Source organism: bacterium (assembly GCA_021372535.1).
Lineage (GTDB): Bacteria > Latescibacterota > Latescibacteria > Latescibacterales > Latescibacteraceae > JAFGMP01.
The window spans coordinates 1-22,843 of sequence record JAJFUH010000085.1; the positions used below are offsets into that span (position 1 = coordinate 1).

The 22,843-nt window shown below is 52.2% G+C and carries 14 protein-coding genes; 7 read left to right on the forward strand and 7 right to left on the reverse strand.

Features of this window, described 5'->3' with window-relative positions:
* Positions 1 to 68 precede the first annotated feature (68 nt).
* The 5 genes from LLG96_08255 to LLG96_08275 all read left to right on the forward strand — a co-directional run bounded on the left by LLG96_08255 (position 69) and on the right by LLG96_08275 (position 10,659).
* A complete protein-coding gene (locus LLG96_08255) occupies positions 69 to 5,828 on the forward strand; it encodes an Ig-like domain-containing protein (protein ID MCE5250198.1) in 5,760 nt (1,919 codons plus the stop codon).
* Between the two features lie 299 nt (positions 5,829 to 6,127).
* Complete coding sequence (locus tag LLG96_08260; GenBank protein ID MCE5250199.1) at positions 6,128 to 7,204, forward strand: hypothetical protein; 1,077 nt, start codon at positions 6,128 to 6,130, stop codon at positions 7,202 to 7,204.
* 101 nt (positions 7,205 to 7,305) lie between these two features.
* A complete protein-coding gene (locus LLG96_08265; GenBank protein ID MCE5250200.1) occupies positions 7,306 to 7,614 on the forward strand; it encodes an antibiotic biosynthesis monooxygenase in 309 nt (102 codons plus the stop codon).
* Positions 7,608 to 8,786, forward strand: coding sequence for an iron-containing alcohol dehydrogenase (locus LLG96_08270; protein MCE5250201.1), 1,179 nt, complete (start codon positions 7,608 to 7,610; stop codon positions 8,784 to 8,786). The genes LLG96_08265 and LLG96_08270 overlap by 7 nt, the downstream gene beginning before the upstream one ends.
* A 568-nt stretch (positions 8,787 to 9,354) precedes the next feature.
* Positions 9,355 to 10,659 carry a Gfo/Idh/MocA family oxidoreductase gene (locus LLG96_08275; GenBank protein MCE5250202.1) on the forward strand — a complete coding sequence of 435 codons (1,305 nt, stop codon included), beginning with the start codon at positions 9,355 to 9,357 and terminating at the stop codon, positions 10,657 to 10,659.
* 1,291 nt (positions 10,660 to 11,950) lie between these two features.
* On the opposite strand, the gene LLG96_08280 is transcribed toward LLG96_08275, so the two are convergent.
* From LLG96_08280 to LLG96_08295, 4 genes are all read right to left on the reverse strand, one after another.
* Positions 11,951 to 12,091, reverse strand: a complete 141-nt coding sequence (locus LLG96_08280; protein MCE5250203.1) for an addiction module toxin, HicA family — start codon at positions 12,089 to 12,091, stop codon at positions 11,951 to 11,953.
* Positions 12,092 to 12,126: 35 nt separating this feature from the next.
* Positions 12,127 to 12,312 (reverse strand): type II toxin-antitoxin system HicB family antitoxin, encoded by a 186-nt coding sequence (locus LLG96_08285; protein MCE5250204.1) that lies wholly within the window; start codon positions 12,310 to 12,312, stop codon positions 12,127 to 12,129.
* Between the two features lie 434 nt (positions 12,313 to 12,746).
* Complete coding sequence (locus tag LLG96_08290; GenBank protein ID MCE5250205.1) at positions 12,747 to 13,796, reverse strand: SMP-30/gluconolactonase/LRE family protein; 1,050 nt, start codon at positions 13,794 to 13,796, stop codon at positions 12,747 to 12,749.
* A 24-nt stretch (positions 13,797 to 13,820) separates the two neighbouring features.
* Positions 13,821 to 14,597 carry an aldolase gene (locus LLG96_08295; GenBank protein ID MCE5250206.1) on the reverse strand — a complete coding sequence of 259 codons (777 nt, stop codon included), beginning with the start codon at positions 14,595 to 14,597 and terminating at the stop codon, positions 13,821 to 13,823.
* Between the two features lie 494 nt (positions 14,598 to 15,091).
* On the opposite strand from LLG96_08295, the gene LLG96_08300 reads away from it, so the two are divergent.
* Both LLG96_08300 and LLG96_08305 read left to right on the forward strand, forming a co-directional pair.
* The gene (locus tag LLG96_08300; GenBank protein ID MCE5250207.1) at positions 15,092 to 16,579 is read left to right on the forward strand and encodes a hypothetical protein; all 1,488 of its coding nucleotides are present in this window, start codon (positions 15,092 to 15,094) and stop codon (positions 16,577 to 16,579) included.
* 171 nt (positions 16,580 to 16,750) lie between these two features.
* Positions 16,751 to 16,975 (forward strand): type II toxin-antitoxin system HicB family antitoxin, encoded by a 225-nt coding sequence (locus tag LLG96_08305; GenBank protein ID MCE5250208.1) that lies wholly within the window; start codon positions 16,751 to 16,753, stop codon positions 16,973 to 16,975.
* A 636-nt stretch (positions 16,976 to 17,611) separates the two neighbouring features.
* Here the strand turns inward: LLG96_08305 and kduI are convergent.
* The 3 genes from kduI to LLG96_08320 form a co-directional block, all read right to left on the reverse strand.
* Positions 17,612 to 18,442 (reverse strand): 5-dehydro-4-deoxy-D-glucuronate isomerase, encoded by an 831-nt coding sequence (gene kduI, locus LLG96_08310; protein ID MCE5250209.1) that lies wholly within the window; start codon positions 18,440 to 18,442, stop codon positions 17,612 to 17,614.
* 351 nt (positions 18,443 to 18,793) lie between these two features.
* Positions 18,794 to 21,055, reverse strand: coding sequence for a carbohydrate binding family 9 domain-containing protein (locus tag LLG96_08315; protein MCE5250210.1), 2,262 nt, complete (start codon positions 21,053 to 21,055; stop codon positions 18,794 to 18,796).
* Between the two features lie 227 nt (positions 21,056 to 21,282).
* Entirely contained in the window at positions 21,283 to 22,722 is a 1,440-nt protein-coding gene (locus LLG96_08320; protein ID MCE5250211.1) for an arylsulfatase, read from the reverse strand.
* Between the last annotated feature and the right edge of the window lie 121 nt (positions 22,723 to 22,843).

Consider the following 22,843-nt stretch of genomic DNA (forward strand, 5'->3'; position numbering starts at 1 on the left):
CGGCAAATCTTCTCACCGGCGGGACCAGACAGTTTTCAGCAACAGGCTATGACACCAAAGGCAATATCATGGTGGTGCCGATAACATGGTCTGTCACCGGCGGGGTCGGCACTGTCAGTGCGACCGGACTGTTCACCGCGACAACTGCCGGGAACGGTACGGTGGTCGCTACCTCCGGTACCATACATGCGAGCGCTACGATTACGGTTGCCGATCCACCTCCTGTACTCGGGTCGATTGTGATTGCCCCAACCTCGGCAAATCTTCTCACCGGCGGGACCAGACAGTTTACAGCAACAGGCTATGACACCAAAGGTAATATCATGGCAGTGCCTATCACCTGGTCTGTCACCGGCGGAATCGGCACTGTCAGTGCGACCGGACTGTTCACTGCGACAACTGCCGGGAACGGCACGGTGGTCGCTTCCTCCGGCGGAATCTCAGCGAATGTTCCCGTAACCGTTGCAGACCTGCCTCCGGTGCTCGGATCGATTGTGATTGCCCCGACAATAACGAATCTTTTTACTGGTGCAACTAAACAGTTTACCGCAACTTCCTATGACACCAAGGGTGCTGTTATGGTGGTACCGATAACCTGGTCTGTTACCGGCGGAATCGGCATCATCAGTCAGACCGGTCTGTTTACTGCGACAACCGCCGGGAACGGCACTGTGGTCGCTTCTTCCGGTGATATTACAACAACTTTCCTTTTTACCGTCACTGCTCCCCCGCCGGTGCTTGGGTCGATAGTAATATCTCCGGCCTCGGCCGATGTCCTTACCGGTGGAACAGCGCAGTTTACCGCAACTGCCTACGACACTACGGGCGCTGTCATGGTGGTACCGATAACCTGGTCGGTCACCGGTGGAATCGGCTCAATCGATCAGAACGGATTATTCACCGCCATGACTGCGGGAAATGGCTCTGCAGTTGCTTCATCCGGCGAAATTTCAGCTGCTGCTCCGGTTACGGTCTCTGATCCGCCGCCGGTGCTTGGATCGATCGTGATTTCCCCGGCCTCGGCAAATCTTCTCACCGATGAAACCGCTCAGTTCACCGCGACCGGTTATGACACAAAGGGTGCTGTCATGGCGGTGCCTATCACCTGGTCGGTCACCGGTGGAATCGGCACTGTCAGCACAACCGGTCTGTTCACTGCGACAACTGCCGGGAACGGCTCCGTGGTCGCTTCCTCAGGCGGAATTTCTGCGAATGTTCCGGTCTCAGTCTCCGTACCGCCGCCGGTGCTCGGGTCGATCGTGATATCCCCGGCCTCGGCTGATGTTCTTATAAACTGGACAGTGCAGTTTACAGCGACTGCCTATGACATCACGGGGGCTGTCATGGCTGCGCCGATTTCCTGGTCGGTTACCGGTGGAATCGGTTCCGTCGATCAGAGCGGTTTATTTACGGCAACAACCGCAGGGAACGGCTCAGTAGTCGCTTCCTCCGGTGGAATTTCAGCCAATGTTCCGGTCACAGTCTCAGTGCCTCCGCCTGTGCTCGGTTCTATTGTTATCTCCCCGGCTTCAGCAAGTACCTTTACGAACGGGACTGTTCGGTTTACCACAACTTCATACGACTCCAAAGGCGCTTTAATGGCTGTGCCGATTTCCTGGTCGGTTACCGGTGGAATCGGCTCCATAGATCAGAACGGATTATTTACGGCTACAGCTGCAGGGAACGGCTTTGTGATCGCGTCCTCCGGAGGAATTTCTGCGAATGTTCCGGTCACGGTTTCCGTACCTCCTCCGGTGCTCGGATCGATTGTAATTTCACCGGAAACGGAGAATGTTCTCACCGGCGGAACAGCACAGTTCACCGCGACTGGCTATGACACCAAAGGCACTGTCATGGTTGTACCGATTACCTGGTCGGTTACCGGCGGTGTCGGCACCATCAGTCAGGACGGATTATTTATGGCGACGATTGCCGGGAACGGCGCTGTAATCGCTTCTTCCGGTGAAATCTCAGCGAATGTTCCGGTCACGGTCATCGATCCTCCGCCGTTGCTTACCTCGATAGCGATTTATCCTGCATCGACGACGCTGTTTACTGGTGAGACCATCCGGTTTACCGCAACAGCATATGATGCTAAAAGCAAAACCATGACCGCCGGGATAAGCTGGTCTGTCGAAGGAAATATCGGAACAATCAGTGCTGATGGCGATTTTATTGCGACGAATACCGGTACGGGATTTGTTATCGCTTCCGCAGGCGAGATAACGCACCGTGTTTCAGTTACGGTTAAAAAGAAAGAAAAGGTTATAACATCACTCGTAATATCTCCCGGCAATGGTTCTGTTACGGTCGGTAAATCGATTCATTTCAGCGCCACGGCTTACGATGCCGACGGTTTGATTGTTAACACCGCAATAGGCTGGTCTGTCGAGGGTTCTGTCGGAACCATTAACAATAATGGAAACTTTACCGCTACAACCTATGGCAGCGGAAATGTCGTCGCTTCTGCCGGAAGCATTTCGGCCAAAGCCCTGGTAACCGTTATTCAAGAATCAAAACCCATCTCATCGATCGTAATCTCGCCCGGCAATAGTTCTGTCACGGTCGGAAATTCAATTTATTTCAGCGCCACGGCTTACGATGCTGACGGTACGGTTATAATCGCAGGAATTAGCTGGTCTGTCGAGGGTTCTGTCGGAACCATTAACAATAATGGAAACTTTACCGCTACAACTCCGGGCAGCGGACAGATTATTGCCTCAATCGGAGGCATTTCGGCAAAAGCTTCGATTATCGTCATCAATGAATCAAAACCAAAATCCGGCATAACATCGCTTGTAATAACACCTGGAGAAGGCTCGGTTACCACCGGTGGTTCTCTCCGGTTTTCCGCCCGTGCATATGATGGCGACGGGAATATCGTTGCAGCTTCCGTTTCATGGTCGGTTTCGGGAGGAATCGGCGGCATCGACCAGAACGGGTTATTTACGGCAACGACCGAAGGCAGCGGTTCTATCATCGCATCGTCGGGCTCTGTTACGGCAGTGGCATCGGTTACGGTTTCCGCTCCTCTGCCGGCACTCGGCGCCATAGCGATCACCCCTGGATCGGCAAGTGTTCTCACCGGTGAGACTGTGCAGTTCAGCGCCACATCTTTCGATACCAATAATTCTATCATGCAGACATCGATTTCGTGGTCGGTTACGGGGAACATCGGTACAATCGATCAGAACGGGCTGTTCACGGCAACCACCGCAGGCAGCGGCTCCGTAATCGCCTCTTCGGGCACTGTCACTGCCGAAGTTCCCGTAACTGTCGCGAATCCTGCGCCAGCGCTCGCCTCGATAACCATCACCCCGGCATCGGCGGATATCCTCTCGGGAGAGACCGTACAGTTCACCGCCACAGCGCTCGATGCCGACGGTACCGCCATGGAAGCCGAGATTTCATGGTCGGTTTCGGGGGACATCGGTACCATCGACCGGAACGGGCTGTTCACATCCACTTCTCCGGGCAGCGGTACCGTTATCGCTTCGTCTGGTTCAGTTACAGCCGAGGTTCCCGTAACTGTCGCGAATCCTGCGCCGGTACTCACCTCGATAACCATCACTCCGGCATCGGCGGATATCCTCTCGGGAGAGACCGTACAGTTTACCGCCACAGCGCTCGACGCCGACGGTACCGCCATGGAAGCCGAGATTTCGTGGTCGGTTGCAGGGGACATCGGTACCATCGACCGGAACGGGCTGTTCACGGCCACTACTCCGGGCAGCGGCTCCGTTATCGCTTCATCGGACTCTGTCACCGTCGAGGTCCCTGTATCTGTTGTGAAGCCTGCGCCAGTGCTCGCCTCTATAACCATCACCCCGGCATCGGCGGATATACTCACAGGCGAAACCGTACAATTCACCGCCACAGCGTTCGATGCCGACAGCACCGCCATGGAAGCCGAGATTTCGTGGTCGGTTGCAGGGGACATCGGTACTATCGACGAGAATGGGCTTTTCACGGCCACAACCGCAGGCAGCGGCTCCGTAATTGCCTCATCGGGCGCTGTTACAGCCGAGGTTCCCGTAACCGTCACAACGCCAGGACCGATTGTTAAAACTCTCGTGATTATTCCGAATATGTCTGATATCGTGATTGAACAAACAATGCAGTTTACGGCCTGGGCGTACGATACCGATGGAAACATTATCAACGGAAGCATTAACTGGTCGGTGGAAGGCGGTATAGGAACAATCAGTGATGGAGGCGAATTCAATGCCCTTACAGTCGGAAACGGTTATGTTGTCGCTTCATTCGGCGGAGTTTCGGTAAAAGCACCGGTCACGGTAAAGCCAAAACCGGCACCCGAACCGGAATACGAAGTATACCAGTTCCCCGTTAAGGAAAACGAAACGTTGCTTATCTTTGGATTCCAGTACCCCTATAAGTTCCTGAACGGGATGAAGCTGCATTTTCCTGAGGGTTCACTGGCTGACGATATCATGATTACCATGAAACTGCCGTCCTATGCCGAGGTGAACAAAGAGCAGGAGGAAGTCGCATTCGGAGGCACCATTATCTCCGCCGTATCGTTTGAAGTTAGTTCCAACGGAAAAGAATTCTCCACCTATTACTTTAAAACACCTATCGATGTTACCATTCCTTACAAGAAAGAAGTGCTCGATGAGCTCGGAATAGAGCCCGCCGATCTGAGCCTGTTTTTCGTAAATCCCGAAGGAGACCTCATACTGGAAGGCATTTATAACATACTCATAGACGAGCAGGCGCAGGTCATCACCGGTAAAGTCGCTCATTTTTCCGATATCGCTGTCGCCCCCAAACCAACAGGCCAGGAGGCAATCAGGCATTTGTCGAACCTTCTGGGTGATTTTGACGGTGACATGTCAATCGACTTTGCCGATTATACACAATTTGTTGCCTATTGGAACGCCGGAAACATGAAAGGCGATATTGTCGGAAAACCCGAACAATACAGCATGGCCGGATATCCTCCCTGGTCAAACGAGATATATCCTTATACGCCGGACGGGATTACCGACTATGAGGACCACACCGTATTTGCCATGATGTACAACTGGTACAATTCCGTTATCTCCAGTTATGCCGATAAACCCATTGTCGTATCAAAACGTATCCCCACGGATTCGGTTTCCGGGCTGAGCTGGAAAGACAAGGATTATCAGGTCGGCGATACATTTACGGTGTCATTCAATCCCGGACGGGTGGAAGGATTCCTGAGCTCGGAAATCAACCTCACCTATTCCGATGAAATCCTGAAGATAACGAATGTCACTACCGGTTCGGCTTTTGAGAGAGATGATGTCAAACTCCCGGTGCTCTATAAAACTGACCGGAACAACCTTACTGCCAGCGCTGTCGTCCTTGGCAGTACAAGCAGGGGTATTACGATTGCCGGTGAAAACCTCCTCGAAATTGAATTCGAGGTTATCCGCGACGGCGCATTTACCATCGATCTTGCAGGTATCGAGATGAGGGATTATCTCAACAACCATCTGGCTGCTGCAATAGATAACAGGTCGATTGCAGGGAAGATCGGCTCCTCCGGTGAAACGCTGCCGCTTTCATTCGGCCTGTCGCAGAACTTCCCCAATCCGTTCAACATGAGCACGACCATAGCCTATTCGGTCGATAAACCGGGAAATGTCAGAATTGTCATCTACAATACTCTCGGCCAGCTTGTCAGGACGCTCGTTGACGATTCACGGGAAGCGGGACGGTATTCAGCGATATGGAACGGCACGGACGATGCGGGTATCGAAGTCACAACCGGGGTGTATTTCGTACGGATGATCCAGAACAACCGTTCTGATACCAGATCGATGCTTATGGTCAAATAATTCGACACTGCTATTACATTATATATGCAATCACTCAGAGGGAATATGAAATATGATTCCCTCTTTTTTTATTCCGGTATCTGTATCTTGGAAGCAGTACGAATATTTCAGGTTATGGGCATGAACCGCCCTTCTGCACACAGCGGGAAGTTCTTTTATCCAAAAACTCAGTGGAACTTCAAGGGATTATTTATTATTATGTAAGAAATGACATCCCGATCGACCGAGAGCTCCTCACTGGGTGGAACCATCATACCTGCAGCGATAAAGCACCTCTGTCACAAGGAGAACGAAAATTCATGACCGAAAAAGAACGTTTCCATGAAACCATGCGATTCGGGAACCCGGACAGACCTCCTTACCGTGAGCTTGTCTGCTGGCCTGAGACCTACGACCGCTGGTATACCGAAGGTTATCCCAAGCGCGCTGATTTTCACACGTATTTCGGCCTCGACCGTTATGAAAATTTAGGTGTGGACGAGGAAATCCATCCTGTATTCAGAGAACAGATCATCGAGGAAAACGACAGTTATGTTATAAAGATCGACTGGCGCGGCGTGAAGGTCAAGCTCGCCAAGGGAAGCCGCTCCATTCCCTATTTTTATGGCTTCCCCGTAAAAGACCGTGAGAGCTTCCGGTTATTCAAGACCCGTCTGGACCCGAAAACACCGTCACGTTTCCCTCATGCATGGGATATCAGGGTCAAGAATCTCGCGGAACGGACATACCCGGTATATATGGGAAGCGGGCGCACCATCGGTTTTTTCGGCCCCATCAGGGAATGGGTAGGACCCGAGGCGCTTCTTATGGGATTTTATGATGATCCCGCATGGATCCATGAAATGATGGACTATTACGCCGACTTCATCATCGAGCTCACCACGCCGGTACTTGAACAGGTGACTCCCGATTGCATCCATTTCTTCGAGGACATGGCATACCGGGGCGGGTCGCTCATATCGCCTGAATTTTTTCGGAAATTCATGATGCCGCCCTACCGCAGGGTAATCGAGCATTTCCGTAAACACAATGTGCCGTTCCTGGTTGCCGACAGCGACGGCAAGGTGGATGAGCTCATTCCGCTCTTCATCGAACTCGGAATCGACGCCATGTATCCCTTTGAGGTTCAGGCCGGAATGAATGTACTCGATGTCAGGAAAACATATGGCAGGAACTTCGTCATCTGGGGCGGCATCGACAAGCGCGCCCTGGCCGTCTCGAAAAAGGCCATCGAGGAGGAAGTATACCGCATAGTTCCGCCGATGCTCGAAACAGGCGGCTATATTCCCACACTCGATCACGAAACACCACCGGATGTTCCCTTTGAAAATTTCTGTTATTACCGGGATATCATGCGGAAAATCTGCGAGGGCTGACAGGCAAATTCCGAGGGAACATATAATGACCGATTGTCGGAAAAACCATGAAAGATTCCAATAATCAAAGCATTTTCTTCATGTTATCAGCGAGGTACCCTATGATTGTAAACTGTGTGACCGTCCACGTAATAAAAGAACATATAACGGATTTTATCGAAGCAACAACTGCTAATCACGAGGGTTCAGTACGGGAGCCCGGCAACCTCCGGTTTGATGTGCTCCAGAGTAAGGACGACCCGTCCTGTTTTCTGCTCTACGAGGTATTCGAATCCGCCGAAGCGGTGACATTTCATAGATCCACGCAGCACTATCTTACATGGAGGGATACGGTGGCCGGCTGGATGGCGCAGCCCCGCACGGCCGTCTCCTATACTGTTGTCTGTCCAAAAGAAAGGAAGGAATGGTGATTCAGGCTTTTACCTTTGCACGGGCGCCCCATATATATTTCGGCGCCGGATCGTTCAGTAAAATCGATAAGCTTTTAAACGCACAGGTAAAAACCGTGCTTGTAATCACCGGGTCCCGTTCTTTCAGGGCTACCGCGAAATGGAACGAATTCCGTGAAACGCTTTCGAAACGTGCGATTACCTTCCATGACATCATGGTGAGCGGAGAACCCTCTCCCGGGCTGGTCGACAGCACCGTAGCGAAATTCAGGGATAAAACCGTCGATATGGTTCTGTCCATCGGGGGCGGAAGCGCCATCGATGCGGGCAAGGCAATCTCGGCGATGCTTGTTCAGCCGGGATCGGTGGTCGATTACCTCGAAGGTGTCGGCAGCGGCGTCCGTCACAGCGGCAATAAAGTACCTTTCATCGCAGTTCCGACAACCGCCGGAACCGGGAGCGAAGCGACGAAAAACGCCGTTTTGAGCCGTGTCGGGGCCAACGGATTCAAAAAATCGCTGCGCCATGACAACTTTGTTCCCGATGCGGCGGTGATCGATCCCGAGCTCATGCTTTCCTGCCCTCCCCCGGTCACCGCGGCATGTGGCATGGATGCCTTCACCCAGCTCCTGGAATCGTACGTTTCAACAAAGGCGAATCCCATGACCGACGCCCTCGCGTGGAGCGGTCTCGGATTCATCAGAGATTCGCTCGTCGAGGCATACCGGAACGGCAGCCATAACATCGAATCACGAACGGGTATGGCTTATGCGGCTCATATGTCGGGTCTCACCCTTGCCAACGCAGGACTCGGTATCGTGCACGGCATCGCTTCTGCTGTCGGGGGATATTTCGATATCTCTCACGGAGTAATCTGCGGAACGCTCATCGGCCCGGCGACACGGCTCACGGTCAAGAAACTCGAAACTCTCGGAGCGGCAGGAGAGCCATTTCTGAAAAAATATGCGGCTGTCGGCTCACTCTTATCGGGAAGCGACAATGACGATATATACCGTTCCTGCGACCTTCTCGTTCAAAAAATCGGTGAATGGGCGGAAATGCTTCATATTCCCCCATTGAAAGAGTTTACCATACCTGTTTCCGACAGGGAAAAAATCATCGATGGCTCGGATAACAAGAATAATCCGGTCGCACTCGACCGTGACGACATACATGAACTGCTTGAATCCTGACATCCCTGTGATTATACTAAGAGGGCTGTGAAAAAATGTCTTTTTCACGCGCCCGATGACAAAATTTGTTGTTTTATTGCTGTCAAGGGCATGTATATCGGCACTTTGTGCCGACCTTTGACAGCCTACCTATATCAAGACATATAGTGTTTTTACAAAACTCCCAGTATATGCATCGGCGGAGGGGAAAATCGCAATAATTAATCCGCGATAATCAGCGTTTCATAAAATTTCTGAATAACCCGGGTAAAAAATAAGAAATGGTGAGTACCATGAACAGGGGCAAGGCACCGAATACAACAAACAGTCGAACTGCACGGTACACAGGACAGGTGAAACTGACCTGGAGCCGGATATGTCTCCGTATCGGTCAGATTATTGGGGCGATTGCGTTGTTTTTCTGGTTATTGACCCTTTTATTCAAGCTCATCAGGTTTCTGGTGAGGGTTGCGTTCGCAATCGTACGCTTCATCGGATCACTCAAACAAAAAATCGCCCGATTATATGAGCGGTTCCGGCATGCAGCCGGATTTATATTCTCAAGGAGGCACACGTAATGTCCGGAGACATGAAACGAAGAGATTTTATCAAAAGCGGGGCAACCGCAGTAATCGCCGCTTCAGCGCTCCAATCACAAGCTCACGCCGCCGGGAAAGAGGCAGGAAATCCCGTCCGTATCGGTGTTGTCGGCGTCGGGTCGCGCGGGACAGGCCTCCTGCAAATCCTGCTCGACATCGAAGGCGTCCAGATACCGGCAATCTGCGACATCGATGCGGATCATCTCGCACGCGCCCAGACAATCGTTACCGACAAAGGCCGTCCCAGACCCGAAGGCTACTCCCGCGGTCCGTGGGATTTCAAGCGGATGGCCGAACGCAACGATCTCGACGCCGTCCTGACAGCGACCCCCTGGGAATGGCATACGCCGGTCATGGTGGCTGCCATGAAAGCAGGAAAGTACGGCGCCACGGAGGTTCCGGCCTGTGTGACCATCGACGAATGCTGGGAGCTTGTCGAAACATCGGAACAGACCGGCAAACCCTGCATGATGCTCGAAAACGTCAACTATTTCCGCAATGTCATGATGGTGCTCACCATGATCCGTCAGAATCTGTTCGGCGAGCTCCTCCATTTCGAAGCGGGATACCAGCACGATGTCCGGTTTGTCAAGTTCGACCAGAACGGCAACCTTCTCTGGCGCGGCAAGCATTCCGTCACCCGTAACGGCAACCTCTACCCGACTCACCCGATAGGCCCTATCGCGTGGTGGGCCGATATCAACCGCGGCGACCGGTTCGAATACCTCGTCTCGATGAGCACCAAATCACGGGGGCTCAATCACGAGATCACCAAAAAATTCGGCCCGAACCACCCGAACGCCAAAATGAACTTCGCTCTCGGCGATATCAATACGACGCTCATCCGCACACACAACGGTCTTACGGTGACGCTGTACCACGATACCCAGTCGCCGCGACCGTACGACCTCATTTTCCGGGTTCAGGGCACGGAAGGAATCTATTCGGGAACGCTCGACAAAATCTATATCGACGGCCGCAGCCCGAAAGAACACACCTGGGAGGATATCGACGCGTACGCGGAGGAATTTGAGCATCCCATGTGGAAGAAGCTCGGGCCTGTCGCGAAGAACTACGGTCACGGCGGCGGGGATTACATGGAGATACACCAGTTTGTCAAGGCGGTGAGGAACAAGACGCAGACTCCAGAGGATGTGTACGACGCCGCGACATGGAGCGTCATATCGCCCCTCACCGAACAGTCGATAGCCAACAAAAGCAAACCGGTCGATTTCCCCGATTTTACCAAAGGGAAATGGATGACCAATCAGCCGATCGGGATCGTGGAAGCGTGATGGGTACTATCATAACGAAGAATTCGGGGGCAGAGCACTGTATTGATTGAACCAACATGCTTGAACGAGCTCTAACCTTACTGTGGAACCGGGAAAGTACGCTATCAGAAAGGGATAATCCAGCGCAGGCACACGGATAAGCCGGAAGGCAGGACTTACTATTTCAGGATTGTGGACAGGTGCAGGTTTGTAGGTAGGCGGTGAGTGGGAGATGAATTAACGAAAAGCTGACGGGCCGGAGCGGCGACAGTCGCGAATGTCCTCGTTGAGTGACAAATTAGCCCCTTACCTGTTTTGAGTATTCATGTCTAATCTTACCTACTGCATCATAGAATGCATCAGCAAATTCTACAGTTTGTTCCAATAGTCGCTTAGCATATCTATAAGCGTCCTTTTGGTCTCGGTACTCGAACCTTTCGTGCGACCTGACCTCTAGATTGGCCGGCAGCCAAATCTCGGCGTGGATTATCTTTCGTGACCATATGAGCCTTGTATTGTCGCAAACCGCGACAGGAGCATAGTGGAGGGTGTTGTCGCGGTAACGGAGAATATCATCAAATGGGCCTTCTACGTAGTCCCTAATACATTTACTAAGCTCCGGTGGTAGGTCAGCTTTGAGCAAGCTAGATATATTCCTTGGAACTCCTTGCCCTCGCTGCAGGACTCTCCAAACCGTAAATCTAATCGAATCTGCGAAGGCCCGTAATGCAATCAAGCACGCATCAAAATACGTGTAGCACTCTGGGCTAGGAACATGGAAGATCAAATGCCCCTTCTCTTCATTGAATGGAAGTAGTGGCCCTACGACAGACGTTAGTTTTGCATAGGAACGAAGCAGGTTCCGTAGGTGAGTGTGTGCCGAGGAGATATAGTAGAAAGAGGTTCCTAGGCTCATAAGCAGATGACGGTCCTTTTTTTATTTAGTTTTCCCAATTGGGACGGAAACCGGTACGGAGGATCTGATGTACCTTCCAGCCATTCTTCGCCGTGAATTGTAAGATTCAGTGTAATTTCCTCTCGGCTCTCTTGGTTCCATACGCCAAAGAAGTTCCCTAATATCGCCTCGTCCTCCACGATTGGGGATTCGGCAGGGATGGTAGAGATGACTCTCGCGCCAATTCCTCGCCCGAGAGTAACGACACCAGAGTTGTAGATGTACTTGTTGCCCGAGTCGATACCAAGGCTGCCAGTTTCAGAATCCATATTCATGGGTTGAACTACTGTTTATATTGTTTCCATATAATACTCACCTATTTTTCATCGCTTTACGGCAGTATTACCTTTTTTCTGGTTATTCGTTAAGATTCTTTATAATATTCCGCGCGAGGATCTCCATAATCGCTTTGTACCGGGGGATTGGTTGTGACATTTTGGTGGCTGTATTCTGATACCAGTCGTGTTTACTACCATGTCTGATGAGAATACAACCCATTTATGTTATCGTTCGTATTAATTCTGTCCGCTTCATTAGATTACGAGTTCCCCAACCTTGCGAACCGCTGGAATTCGACCACTGTTGAGTTCATCAAAAATATCCTTGAGGTTATCCTTCAATTCGGTGAGAGTTTTACCCTGAGTTCTATAGTCAGGATGTTCTTCCAGCCAACCGATCCACATATCGTCTTCTTTGTAGTAAATGAATTTCTTTTTCATGATTATTCTCCGCAACAAACTGTTCTCTTATATATAAACCTGATGAAGCTTCTTCCAACTTGAACAAAATAGAATTGCCGTAATAAAATGTCAATTAAAAATATCGGAATGTACCGAACTACTGAAACACTATGGATTCCCCATGCCTGACGGCATCTCCCCTGCCATGATACAAGTCAAAGGGAATTAAAGGGGGAAATCCAACGGGCAATTCATGAATTGCCCCTACGACATTACTTACGCTGTTAAAAGGGCAACAGCGTGGGTTGCCCTTACCTTTCTGCTCCGACAGTGTTTAGACGGGCGCCATGATCATAGAGATTTAATGCCTTGAGGATGAAGAGCAGGGGCTGGATACATCGGACGATAACCTCAGCCTGACATTGAGCAATAGTCAGCGGCATTCATCTCTGCCATTCTGTCACTTTTACCACTCATTTTTCCGGCGGGTAGGCAAGACCGGCCACGTTCGTCCGGACGGAGTATATTCTGTCACGACAGGTGGCGAAGAGTGTTTTCATGTCCTCGCCCCCGAAAATACAGTTCGATGGCGGGCCCGGAAACACGATGACACCGATATATCCGCCGGTTTTATCGAAAACCTGAACCCCCATCGGCACTGCGACATACACATTCCCGAGCATATCGACAGTCATGCCGTCCGCATTGCTCCGCGGATTTTTCTCTTTGAGCAGCTCCTTCGGCAGGCGCAGCTCGGCAAACTGCCGCCTGTTCGACAGAGCGCCATCCTCGCCGACATCGTACACCCACACCCTGGTGGTCTCGGAATCGTCCACATAGAAATACCTGCCGTCCGGGCTGAGCACACACCCGTTGGGGAAGCCAAAATCATTCCAGCCGGCGACTCTCATGAGTTTCCCTTTCGGGTTCAGGTAAAAAATGGTGTTGCCCCGCAGTTTTTTCGCTTTTTTTGGCCCGTTGTTCGGATCGGTGAAATAGATGCCGCCCTTGCTGTCGACCACGATGTCATTGGGCATTCCGAGATGGCTTCCCTCAAAGGAATCTGCGAGTGTCCTGAGTACGGTGCCCCGGGGGTCGATCTCCACAATCGACCGTGCCCTCAGGTCGCAGACCGCGAGGTTGCCGCTCGCCATCGGAATCGTTCCGCAGGTCTGGATATTTTTGTTGAGCACACGGTGCGCGCCATCGGGATCGATGACAATCAGCCCGCCCTCGTCGCTCGAACCCCACTCTTTCCAGAACATGTAATAATTCGAGAAATAGAGCTTCCCGTTCATCCAGGAAGGCCCCTCGGTGAAGGTGAGTCCCGGCTTTTCAGCAGTACCGTCGAGGAGGAGACGGAATTCGGCATCCGGAGGTACGATGGTATGGATTGCATCCCCGTTATCCGTTCCTTTGGGTTCCTCTCCGGCCGCAGCGCATAATACACCTATAAATCCCGACACAATTATATACAGCATGGTCATCAATACAGAGCGATACAGCGTTCTTTTTATGTTCATACCCGATCCTTTATTATTGTCAGTTCATTTCGTTGCCTGTCTGAATCCATCGATGAGTTTTCCCGCATATTCGTTGAGAGCGAGCACATCGGCGCCGAGATTGATAAACCGGTATCCCATGGCGATGAGCTCTTCGAGATTCCAGAGCCCGCCGACCGTACCGGCGAACCTGCCATGGGCAAGAGCGGCTTCGACAACCCGCTTGCGCGCTTCGAGAATTTTCGGGTGATTCCACTCACCCGGAACTCCGATGCCATGGCTGAAATCCCCCGGCCCGAAAAAGAGCATGTCGATACCATCGACCGAAGCGATTGCATCGAGCTCTTCGAGCGGTTCGGGGTCCTCGATCTGAACGACGACGAAACGCTCCTCGTTGGCTTGGCGGAGGTATTCCCTGAATTCGATGGAACAGTAAGCCCCGTCCGCATTGCCGCCGTCCACAGGGCGCCGCCCGACCGGATGGAACCGTGTCATGCGCACCACCTGACGGGCATCCTCGACACTCATGAGATGCGGCACCATGATTCCCGAAGCATCGAGTTCGAGCGGACGCACATAATCGCTGTACCCGCCGCGGGAGACACGAACCATCACATCGGTGTCGTATGACTTGGACGCCCATATCTGCTTTTCGATGACCTCCCAGTCGTTCGCAACATGCTCCATGCATACCCAGATGCAGTCGAACCCGGCAATGGCGGCAATTTCCGCGGCGCGGCCATCGGCAAGGTTCAGCTTGAAGCAGTTCACCACCTCGCCGCTGCGGAGCTTATGCAATACTTTACTTCTTCTCATATTCATGACGGTCAGGACCTTTCATAAACCTTAATATTGTTATTCAATTAATATTGTATTCAATTACGTTTCTTTCCTTTGCTCGCCCGAAGGAAAGAAACCAAAGGAAAGGGCGCACCGCGAAAAGCCTGATTCCTCATTTACTTCGCAATTTTCGGGAAGCGCAGAACTCACACATTTTCAATGTGCTCGGACAGCTGCACTTCTTTTTCCGAAAACCGCTCGTTCATTCGGGGCTTTTCAACGGGAAACACACACCGGCAGCGATTTACTAAACCCCTGCAGTTCTATCTTAACTATGAATTATAGCAATAACACACCATTTTAAGGTATTCTGCTTTAATTGAACAAGCAGATAATCCCAGTGTCCCCCAAAAATGAACGAAAGCTGCGGAACTGTCAACCTAAAACTGATTTTTTTTGCTTTACTTGATTATAATAATGCATGTTATTATGATAATCAATCCGTATCACTAAACAGAAAAAAAGGAGCGCATACCATGACCCAGCAAACATCCCAGCCATCGGCGATCAAGCGCCTCATTCTCATATGCCTGTTATTTGCATGCACTCTCAGCCTGTTCCCGTCACGGGCTCATGCAGCCGAACCGGTCATCGATATCGGTTCACGGCTCGAACTTTTTGTCGACCGCTTCCTCATTGAGAACATGGAAGGAACACATCTCAAGCTCCACGAACCCCGGCAGTCGGAAGTAGTGCTCAGGTTCGATAACCCGTGGGAGGGTCCGTTCGTCGGCTACATCACCGTCATCAAGGACGGGGACACCTATCGCATGTACTATCGCGGTCTCCCTGTGGCGGGTGCGGACGGTTCCGACAAAGAGGTGACCTGTTACGCCGAGAGCAGCGACGGCATCCGATGGGTCAAACTCGATCTCGGCCTCATCGAGGTTCAGGGAACAAAGAAGAACAATGTCATCCTCGCAAACGCCCCGCCGTTTTCTCACAACTTCGCCCCGTTTCTCGACACGAAGCCCGGAATTCCGCAGTCAGAACGCTACAAAGCGCTCAGCGGGACAAGCGAGAGCGGTCTTGTCGCATTCGTATCTCCGGACGGTATCAGATGGAAAAAACTCCGCGAACAGCCGCTCATCACCGAGGGGGCGTTCGATTCCCAGAATGTGGCGTTCTGGTCGGATCACGAGCAGCGGTATGTCTGCTACTTCCGCACATGGACATCGGGGGAATTCAAGGGATTCCGCACCATCAGCAGAACCACCTCGACCGATTTCCTGACCTGGACGAAACCGGTACCGATGGATTTCGGCGATACACCGGTCGAACATCTCTATACGAACCAGACATCGCCGTACTTCCGCGCGCCGCACATATATATCGCCATTCCCATGCGCTTCATGCCGGGACGGAAAGTCCTGACCGACGAACAGGCGCATTCCCTCGGAGTCAACGAAACATACAAGAGCGACTGCGCCGAGGCGGTTTTCATGACCAGCCGCGGAGGCAGCCATTACGACCGCACATTCATGGAGGGCTTCATACGGCCCGGCACCGACCTCGGCAACTGGGCTTCACGCGCGGGAATGACCGCATGGGGCATCGTTCCGACCGGCCCGGACGAGATTTCGATCTACAAGCAGGCGCACTACGCCCAGCCAACGTGCCATCTCCTCCGGTTCACCCTCCGCACCGACGGGTTCGTGTCGGTGAATGCCCCATACGCCGGCGGCGAGATGGTGACAAAGCCGCTGACATTCAAAGGAAGCAGGCTCATCATCAATTTCTCGACTTCGGCGGCAGGATGGGTCAAGGCCGAAATCCAGGATGCCTCCGGGAAAGCCATTCCGGGCTACAGTCTCGACGATGCGGACGAAATCATCGGCGATTCAGTCGAGCGGACGGTCACCTGGAAGAACGGCGCCGATGTGAGCGCCCTTGCGGGCAGGCCGGTAAAGCTCCGGTTCGTCATGAAGGATGCGGATGTGTATTCGATATGTTTCAAGAAGTGAAAAACAAGGCACAAGGCATAAGGGGGAAAAACAAGGCACAAGGCACAAGGCAAAAGGCACAAGTGAAAAGACATGGCACTGAGACACTAAGGCACTGAGGGGAATAGAGTCCCGGCAGGGACTTTTCGGAAATAGACCGGGGATTCATCCCCGGAATAAAAAGGAGGAATAATGCGAGACTACCATATAAACATTTTCTATTCTGAGGAGGACGGTAGGTACATCGCCGATATCCCGGACCTGGTGGCCTGCTCGGCGTTTGGTGAAACTCCCGAGGAGGCGTTGAAAGAGGTGCAGAAAGCCAAAGAGCTCTGGTTGCAGGCTGCACGTACTGAAAACAAGCCGATCCCTGCGCCGAAGTACCGCCCGGTCATCTACCAGACGTTATCCGTCTGAGCGAATTCCATGGAAAAACGGTTTCATTGTGTGGATATGTAATTCCAGTGGATGGACTATTAAGATACAACCACTGAATCCGACGAATTATTTTTCCCGATAAAAAACCGCTATCGTTTCTTATATTCCATTTAAACCAAACTAACGTTATTTTTCTCTTGACTTTTACCCTGAAATTGTGTATATTACCTCTCGGTAATAAGTGAGCGACCACACCCTTTTTTTCACTGACTGCTGACTTCTGTCAGTTGTATGAATGCTCGACAGCACTACCTGTTAACAGGAAACCGAACAAATTATACCGTATACCATGTATACTGCATGTATCGAATGCGCTGGCCCGCGGCATTTTCGGTATTCCTCGACGGTCTTCATGCAGGAATCAGCGGACTACGGCTTTCGAAGGTCGGAAGTAAAATCTCGCACCGGAAGTTTGGCAGTAGATTAAGGTGACACAAGACGACTTTTCAGTGACTGATCGTTATAAAAACCTTCATGTAGTGAAAAGACGTGACAAAAGCATTATATCAGGCCTCTGAATCGCCGATCACTCACCCCCTGCCTCAGTCATCCACATCCGCGTCTCAGCCGATCGAGGTCTTTCCCTTCTGCCTTGTGCCTTATGCCTGTCTTTCCTCACATCATATCGTCCGCAGCGATGCCGTCCATATCGCCGAATTCCTGGTTTTCGCCGCCCATTGCCCAGACGAAGCTGTAGTTCGAGGTTCCGACGCCGGAATGAATCGACCAGCTCGGGGAAATGACCGCCTGGCCGTTTCTCACCACGATGTGACGGGTTTCGGAGGGTTCGCCGATGAATTTGAACACCACGGCGCCCGCGGGAATATCGAAGTACATGTAGATTTCCGAACGCCGCTCGTGGGTGTGAGCCGGCATGGTGTTCCAGACACTTCCCTCCGCCATGAGCGTACAGCCCATGACGAGCTGGCAGCTTTTGATTCCGGCGGGATGAATGTACTTGTAGATGGTGCGTTCGTTGCACTCGCGTGAACTGCCCAGTCTGGCAGGCTCGGCGGCGGATATTTGGGCATGGGTTGTCGGATAGGAAGCGTGCGCGGGATAGCTGACGAAGTAAAAGCGCGCGGGATTATCGGCCTGTACGCTCCTGAATTCTATGTCTCTGCTGCCGCGTCCTATATAGAGGGCATCGAGCTTGACCATGTCATAGACGGTGCTGTCGACCACCACGGAGCCGTCGCCGCCGATGTTGATGACACCGATCTCACGGCGCTGGGCGAAGAATTCGGCCTTCAGTTCCTCTCCTGCCTCCAGTTTCAGCGAAGTCCCCGTGGGAACGGCCGAGCCGACTATTGCACGGTCGACATCGGTGTAGACCATGGTGATTTCACCGGGCAGAAACATCTCCTCGAGCAAAAAACTCTCCCTGAGCTCGGTCGTATTCATCATCTCGAAACGTATAGTGTCAGGTGCATACCGGATTTCCATAACATACTCCTTTACATGATCCAGTTCATGTTTATTTACTCAACAGTCAATTGTATAATATGCAAAATTAATCGGTTTTTTAAAACTGTTATTTCACGAATACCCTATAAAACAATCCGAATAATGAGCTACCCGCCCCAAGGGTCGAGTTATTAAATGTTTTACACTCACCTCTGTCGCTTCACGATATCCCCTCTCTCCCCCCGTTTAGATCGAGGGTGCGAAAGAGGTGAGAATATCTTGGCTCCCTGAAGGTATCTGACATGACAGAGCTTGTCCCTCCGGGGTTTATACTCACCTTGCCCGCGACTGATAATACAGCGAGCGGAAAAATGGCCGGGAATGAGGCCCTCAGAACCTGAACAGGTAATCCACTTTCAGTATCCCCGTATTCTGCAGAGTCCGGTAGTCGTCCTCCTCATCCCATATCTGATTGTAGACTACGTAGACATCGCTGCCGATCTTGGGGATGTAATGGATGCGGAAATTCAGGTTCATCCTTCTGGAACTGTTGTTCCACTGGATAAACGTGTTCGTCGAAAGCCGCGTCGAAAGGTTCGCGACGAACCGTGTGGAGTAGCGCCGTGCGATGAAGCTGCTGTTTCCGGCGGTTATGTCGGTATACTCCATCGAGGGGCCGATGGCGAAGTTCTGGTTGATTTTGTAGGTACATGAGCCGGAGTATTGATAGCGTGTGCCATCGTAATGATCACCGAACGATGTCGAGAGACTACCGGACAGTCGCCTGCTTTTCGAGCTCACGAATTCGGCGAATCCGTGTATGTACTCGTACGAGCCCTGCGGAATGACCGTATCGCCGAAGATGTTGAAGTCCTGGTCCAGCCACTCGTAGTGTTCGTGAAACTGGAAATCGATTTTATCGTCGGAATCGAACAGGATGCCGAAGGGCGTGGTATGAAGCTGACGGGTGAGAAGCCTGGTGTTCGAATCCATCAGGTAGGTGTAATCGAACGGCATGAAAAGCAATTTCTTCACATGGAGGATATTGACCCGCGGAGTGTAGTTCAGCACCGCGGAAAGCTGCTGTATGCCCGGACGCGAGACAAACCCGATCTCGGGATTGAAGTTGTTGTCGATGCCATGGTAAAGCAGGGAACCGTCAAGCGTGTCGTTCGGGTAGTCTACCCAGAGACGGCCGGCGATGTTGTCCTTGTTCAGATCGGGAGTTTGCGATCCCGCGAAATAGCCCTGAATGACCAGGTTCTTGTTCTTCATGAATGAGCTGGTGCGGTAGTTGAAATCGGCCCCGAGCATCACGTTGCTCTTTTTGTTCATGAACCGGTCAACTCTGTCGACACCGGTGAGCGGATTATCGGGAGCGTCCGCACGTTCCACCGTTGTGGCAATGAATCCGATATAGGACTGTTCGAGCACATCGCGCTTGACCCGCACCACAGTGTAGTTGGTCGAAGGGTAGACATTGTCGACGCCGCTGGCGGTGGTCACCGTCTTCCTCTCGGTCTGCATGGTCATGACACCTATCTGGTAGGGGCCCGCCTTCCCGGAAAGCTTCATGCCTCCGAGAATCGGGACCTGCTGACGGTCGGGATCGGGAGTGATGCCGATCCGTCGCGAGTAATACATTTTCGTCCCGCCTTCGGTGAAATCGAAAATCTCGGCGCCTTCGAGAAAAAAGTCGCGTTTTTCGGGATACTGGAGGCTGAACCGGGTCAGGTTGATCTGTTCCTCGTCGCTTTCGACCTGTGCGAAATCCGTTTTTGCGGTGAAGTCGAGAGTCAGGTTCGAGGTCAGCGGGTACTTGGCGTCGATGCCGTACTTGAAAACATCGTCGACATTCTCGTTCCTTTCTTTTTCCAAGCCTCCGAGCACATAGGGTTTGATATCGACCTGTTTGCCGCGCATGACATTGCCGAGGCCGAGCAGTTTACCCGCTTTGGACAACTGCATGGGGCCGTCTTCCCGATGCCATGATGTCCAGAGGACCTGTTCGTTCTTGCGGCGGATATTCCTGATAAAGTTGATACCCCAGACCTGTTCCTCCAGCTTATTGAACCTGAGGGACTGGAACGGTATCTCGATTTCGGCCTGCCAGCCTGTATCGGTGATCCGCGCGGATACATCCCATACGGCGTTCCAGTTATCGTTCGTATCCTTGAAACCCCGAACGAGGGCGTCAACCTGCGCTCCGTTTGGATTGATCCCGAAATAACACCCGGTCCGCTGGTCGTTGAAGGTGTCCAGCCCGATGATGAAGCTGTCGTCGTCCGTAATGTTGCCATCCCAGGCGAGTTCGTGGTGGATAATCTTGTCCGGCTCGCTGTCGTGGCATATAATCCCGATATAGAGACTTTTGTCATCGAAGAGCACCCGTACCTCTGTTTTCTCGGTTGCGGGTTCGCCCTCGCGGGGATCGAGCTGTGTAAAGTCGGTCAGGGGTTCGACATTCTTCCAGACCTCCTCGCTGAGAAAGCCGTCGAGCTTGACCGGCCTGTCGATTTTGACCGCGGTAACGGTCTTGGTTTCCTGGGCGAACAGCGGGATTGAGAACAGTTGGGAGAGTGTAAAAATGGCGCAAACGGCTCTGAGCGTACGGTGGCGCATCTTGCCGGGACTGGCGGCTGCGGATAACATCACGGTTGGAGTTTCCTCTCGTTTGATATGATTATGATTATTATTATTATTTTACATTCGTTTTAAGGCCCGATTGTCAGACCGGCTACTATCATGAAATATAAAACAAATATATAATATACAAAATTTTGTCTGAATTCTGTACTAGAAAATTACATGCCGGCAGCCGCATAATTTCACGGATGTGGAACTTTAAATGGAATTTTGCCGTTTTTTACCACCCGAACTCATCCTCGCTCGAATATCTTCCAGATATCCGATTCCGTACGCGCCGTTTTCAGGTATCTGTCAAGCGCCGAGACCACATCCGGGTTTCTCTGCGCGACAGTACGTTCCTCACCGATATCATCGGCCAGATCGTAGAGCTCAATCCCGGCAGAAGGGCGCAGTCGAACCGCTTTCCACTGGCCCATCCGTGCTGCCTGCTTTGTGGCGCTGCCCTCATGGAATTCCCAGTACAGGAAATCGTGCTTTTCCTGTTCTCCTCCAAGGAGAGCGGGCGCATAGGAAATACCGTCTATCTCCGATGGCGCCTGTATTCCGGCAAGTTCAGCCGCGGTCGGCAGAAAATCCCAGAAGGCGGATACATGCCCGCTAACCGTTCCCGCAGGCACTTTTCCGGTCCAGCGGACGATGAGAGGCACCCGTATGCCGCCCTCGTACAGGTCGCGTTTGATGCCGCGGAGGGGGCCGTTGCTGTCGAAAAACTCCGGATCGGCTCCTCCCTCACGGTGCGGGCCGTTATCGCTCGAAAACATGATCACGGTGTTGGAGTCGATTCCCATGTCTTTCAGGAGAGCCAGAAGCGTCCCTATGTCACGGTCCATGCGTGTTATCATGGCGGCATGGTTTTTCTGCGGCTGCGGCCAGTCACGGCCGGTGTAAGGTTCATCGCCCGGAACTTCCATTCCTTCGTTCCCGGCTTCGTTGTTGGCATGGGGAATGGTATATGCAAGGTAGAGGAAAAAGGGAGCTTCATGGCTTCGCTTTATAAAATCGAGCGCTTCACGGGTAAAGAGGTCATGGGAATACTGTGCGCGTTCCACCGCTTTACCGGCTCCATCCTGACGGGATTCGCCGACCCTGTTGCCTTCGAGCGGCACACGGTCTTCGTTCCTGAACAGAAATTCGGTATAGTAATTGTGGGCATGACGCTGGCAGAGGTACCCGTAAAAATAGTCGAATCCCTGACGGTTCGGGATACCGCTCGATCCGGGCCCGCCAAGCCCCCACTTCCCGATAAGGGCGGTCGAATACCCCGCATTTTTCAGGAGTTTGGCAGCGGTCATCGTGTTTTCGGGGAGCGGGAGCTGCCCCATGGGCTTGACCTCGCTGTTGCCGCGAATATACGCATGCCCGGTATGGAGACCGGTCATCAGACAGCACCGTGAGGGCGCACAGACCGTGCTCCCGGCGTAGTGGTCTGTAAAACGCACGCCTTCGGCGGCAAGCCGGTCGATGTTCGGTGTCTGAATCATCCGCTGGCCATAACATCCCAGGTCGCCGTAGCCGAGGTCATCCGCAAGGATGAAGATAATATTGGGCTTTGGTCTGTCACCCGCATTTTCTTGACCGCTGCGGGCGCAGGCGAGCACCGGGCCGACCGAACCGGCTGCACACCCCTTCAAAAATGACCGGCGGCTTATCGTGTTGCCCGGATACGCCATATGATCGCCTCCTTCGGACATGAAGAACGCCAATACCGAAAAGGAACATATACTACTATAGCATAATCTTGCAGAGTATATCTAATGCGCTCTCTTTACATGCGGGAGAAACCCCTTTATC

Coding starts and splice junctions, on each gene's coding strand:
- LLG96_08255 (MCE5250198.1), top strand. CDS start 69: ATGGTGGTGCCGATAACATGGTCTGTCACCGGCGGGGTCGGCACTGTC.
- LLG96_08290 (MCE5250205.1), bottom strand. CDS start 13,796: ATGAACATAAAAAGAACGCTGTATCGCTCTGTATTGATGACCATGCTG.
- LLG96_08305 (MCE5250208.1), top strand. CDS start 16,751: ATGCGAGACTACCATATAAACATTTTCTATTCTGAGGAGGACGGTAGG.
- LLG96_08320 (MCE5250211.1), bottom strand. CDS start 22,722: ATGGCGTATCCGGGCAACACGATAAGCCGCCGGTCATTTTTGAAGGGG.
- LLG96_08265 (MCE5250200.1), top strand. CDS start 7,306: ATGATTGTAAACTGTGTGACCGTCCACGTAATAAAAGAACATATAACG.
- LLG96_08270 (MCE5250201.1), top strand. CDS start 7,608: ATGGTGATTCAGGCTTTTACCTTTGCACGGGCGCCCCATATATATTTC.
- LLG96_08285 (MCE5250204.1), bottom strand. CDS start 12,312: ATGAAAAAGAAATTCATTTACTACAAAGAAGACGATATGTGGATCGGT.
- LLG96_08300 (MCE5250207.1), top strand. CDS start 15,092: ATGACCCAGCAAACATCCCAGCCATCGGCGATCAAGCGCCTCATTCTC.
- LLG96_08260 (MCE5250199.1), top strand. CDS start 6,128: ATGACCGAAAAAGAACGTTTCCATGAAACCATGCGATTCGGGAACCCG.
- LLG96_08295 (MCE5250206.1), bottom strand. CDS start 14,597: ATGAATATGAGAAGAAGTAAAGTATTGCATAAGCTCCGCAGCGGCGAG.
- LLG96_08275 (MCE5250202.1), top strand. CDS start 9,355: ATGAAACGAAGAGATTTTATCAAAAGCGGGGCAACCGCAGTAATCGCC.
- LLG96_08280 (MCE5250203.1), bottom strand. CDS start 12,091: ATGGGTTGTATTCTCATCAGACATGGTAGTAAACACGACTGGTATCAG.
- LLG96_08315 (MCE5250210.1), bottom strand. CDS start 21,055: ATGTTATCCGCAGCCGCCAGTCCCGGCAAGATGCGCCACCGTACGCTC.
- kduI (MCE5250209.1), bottom strand. CDS start 18,442: ATGGAAATCCGGTATGCACCTGACACTATACGTTTCGAGATGATGAAT.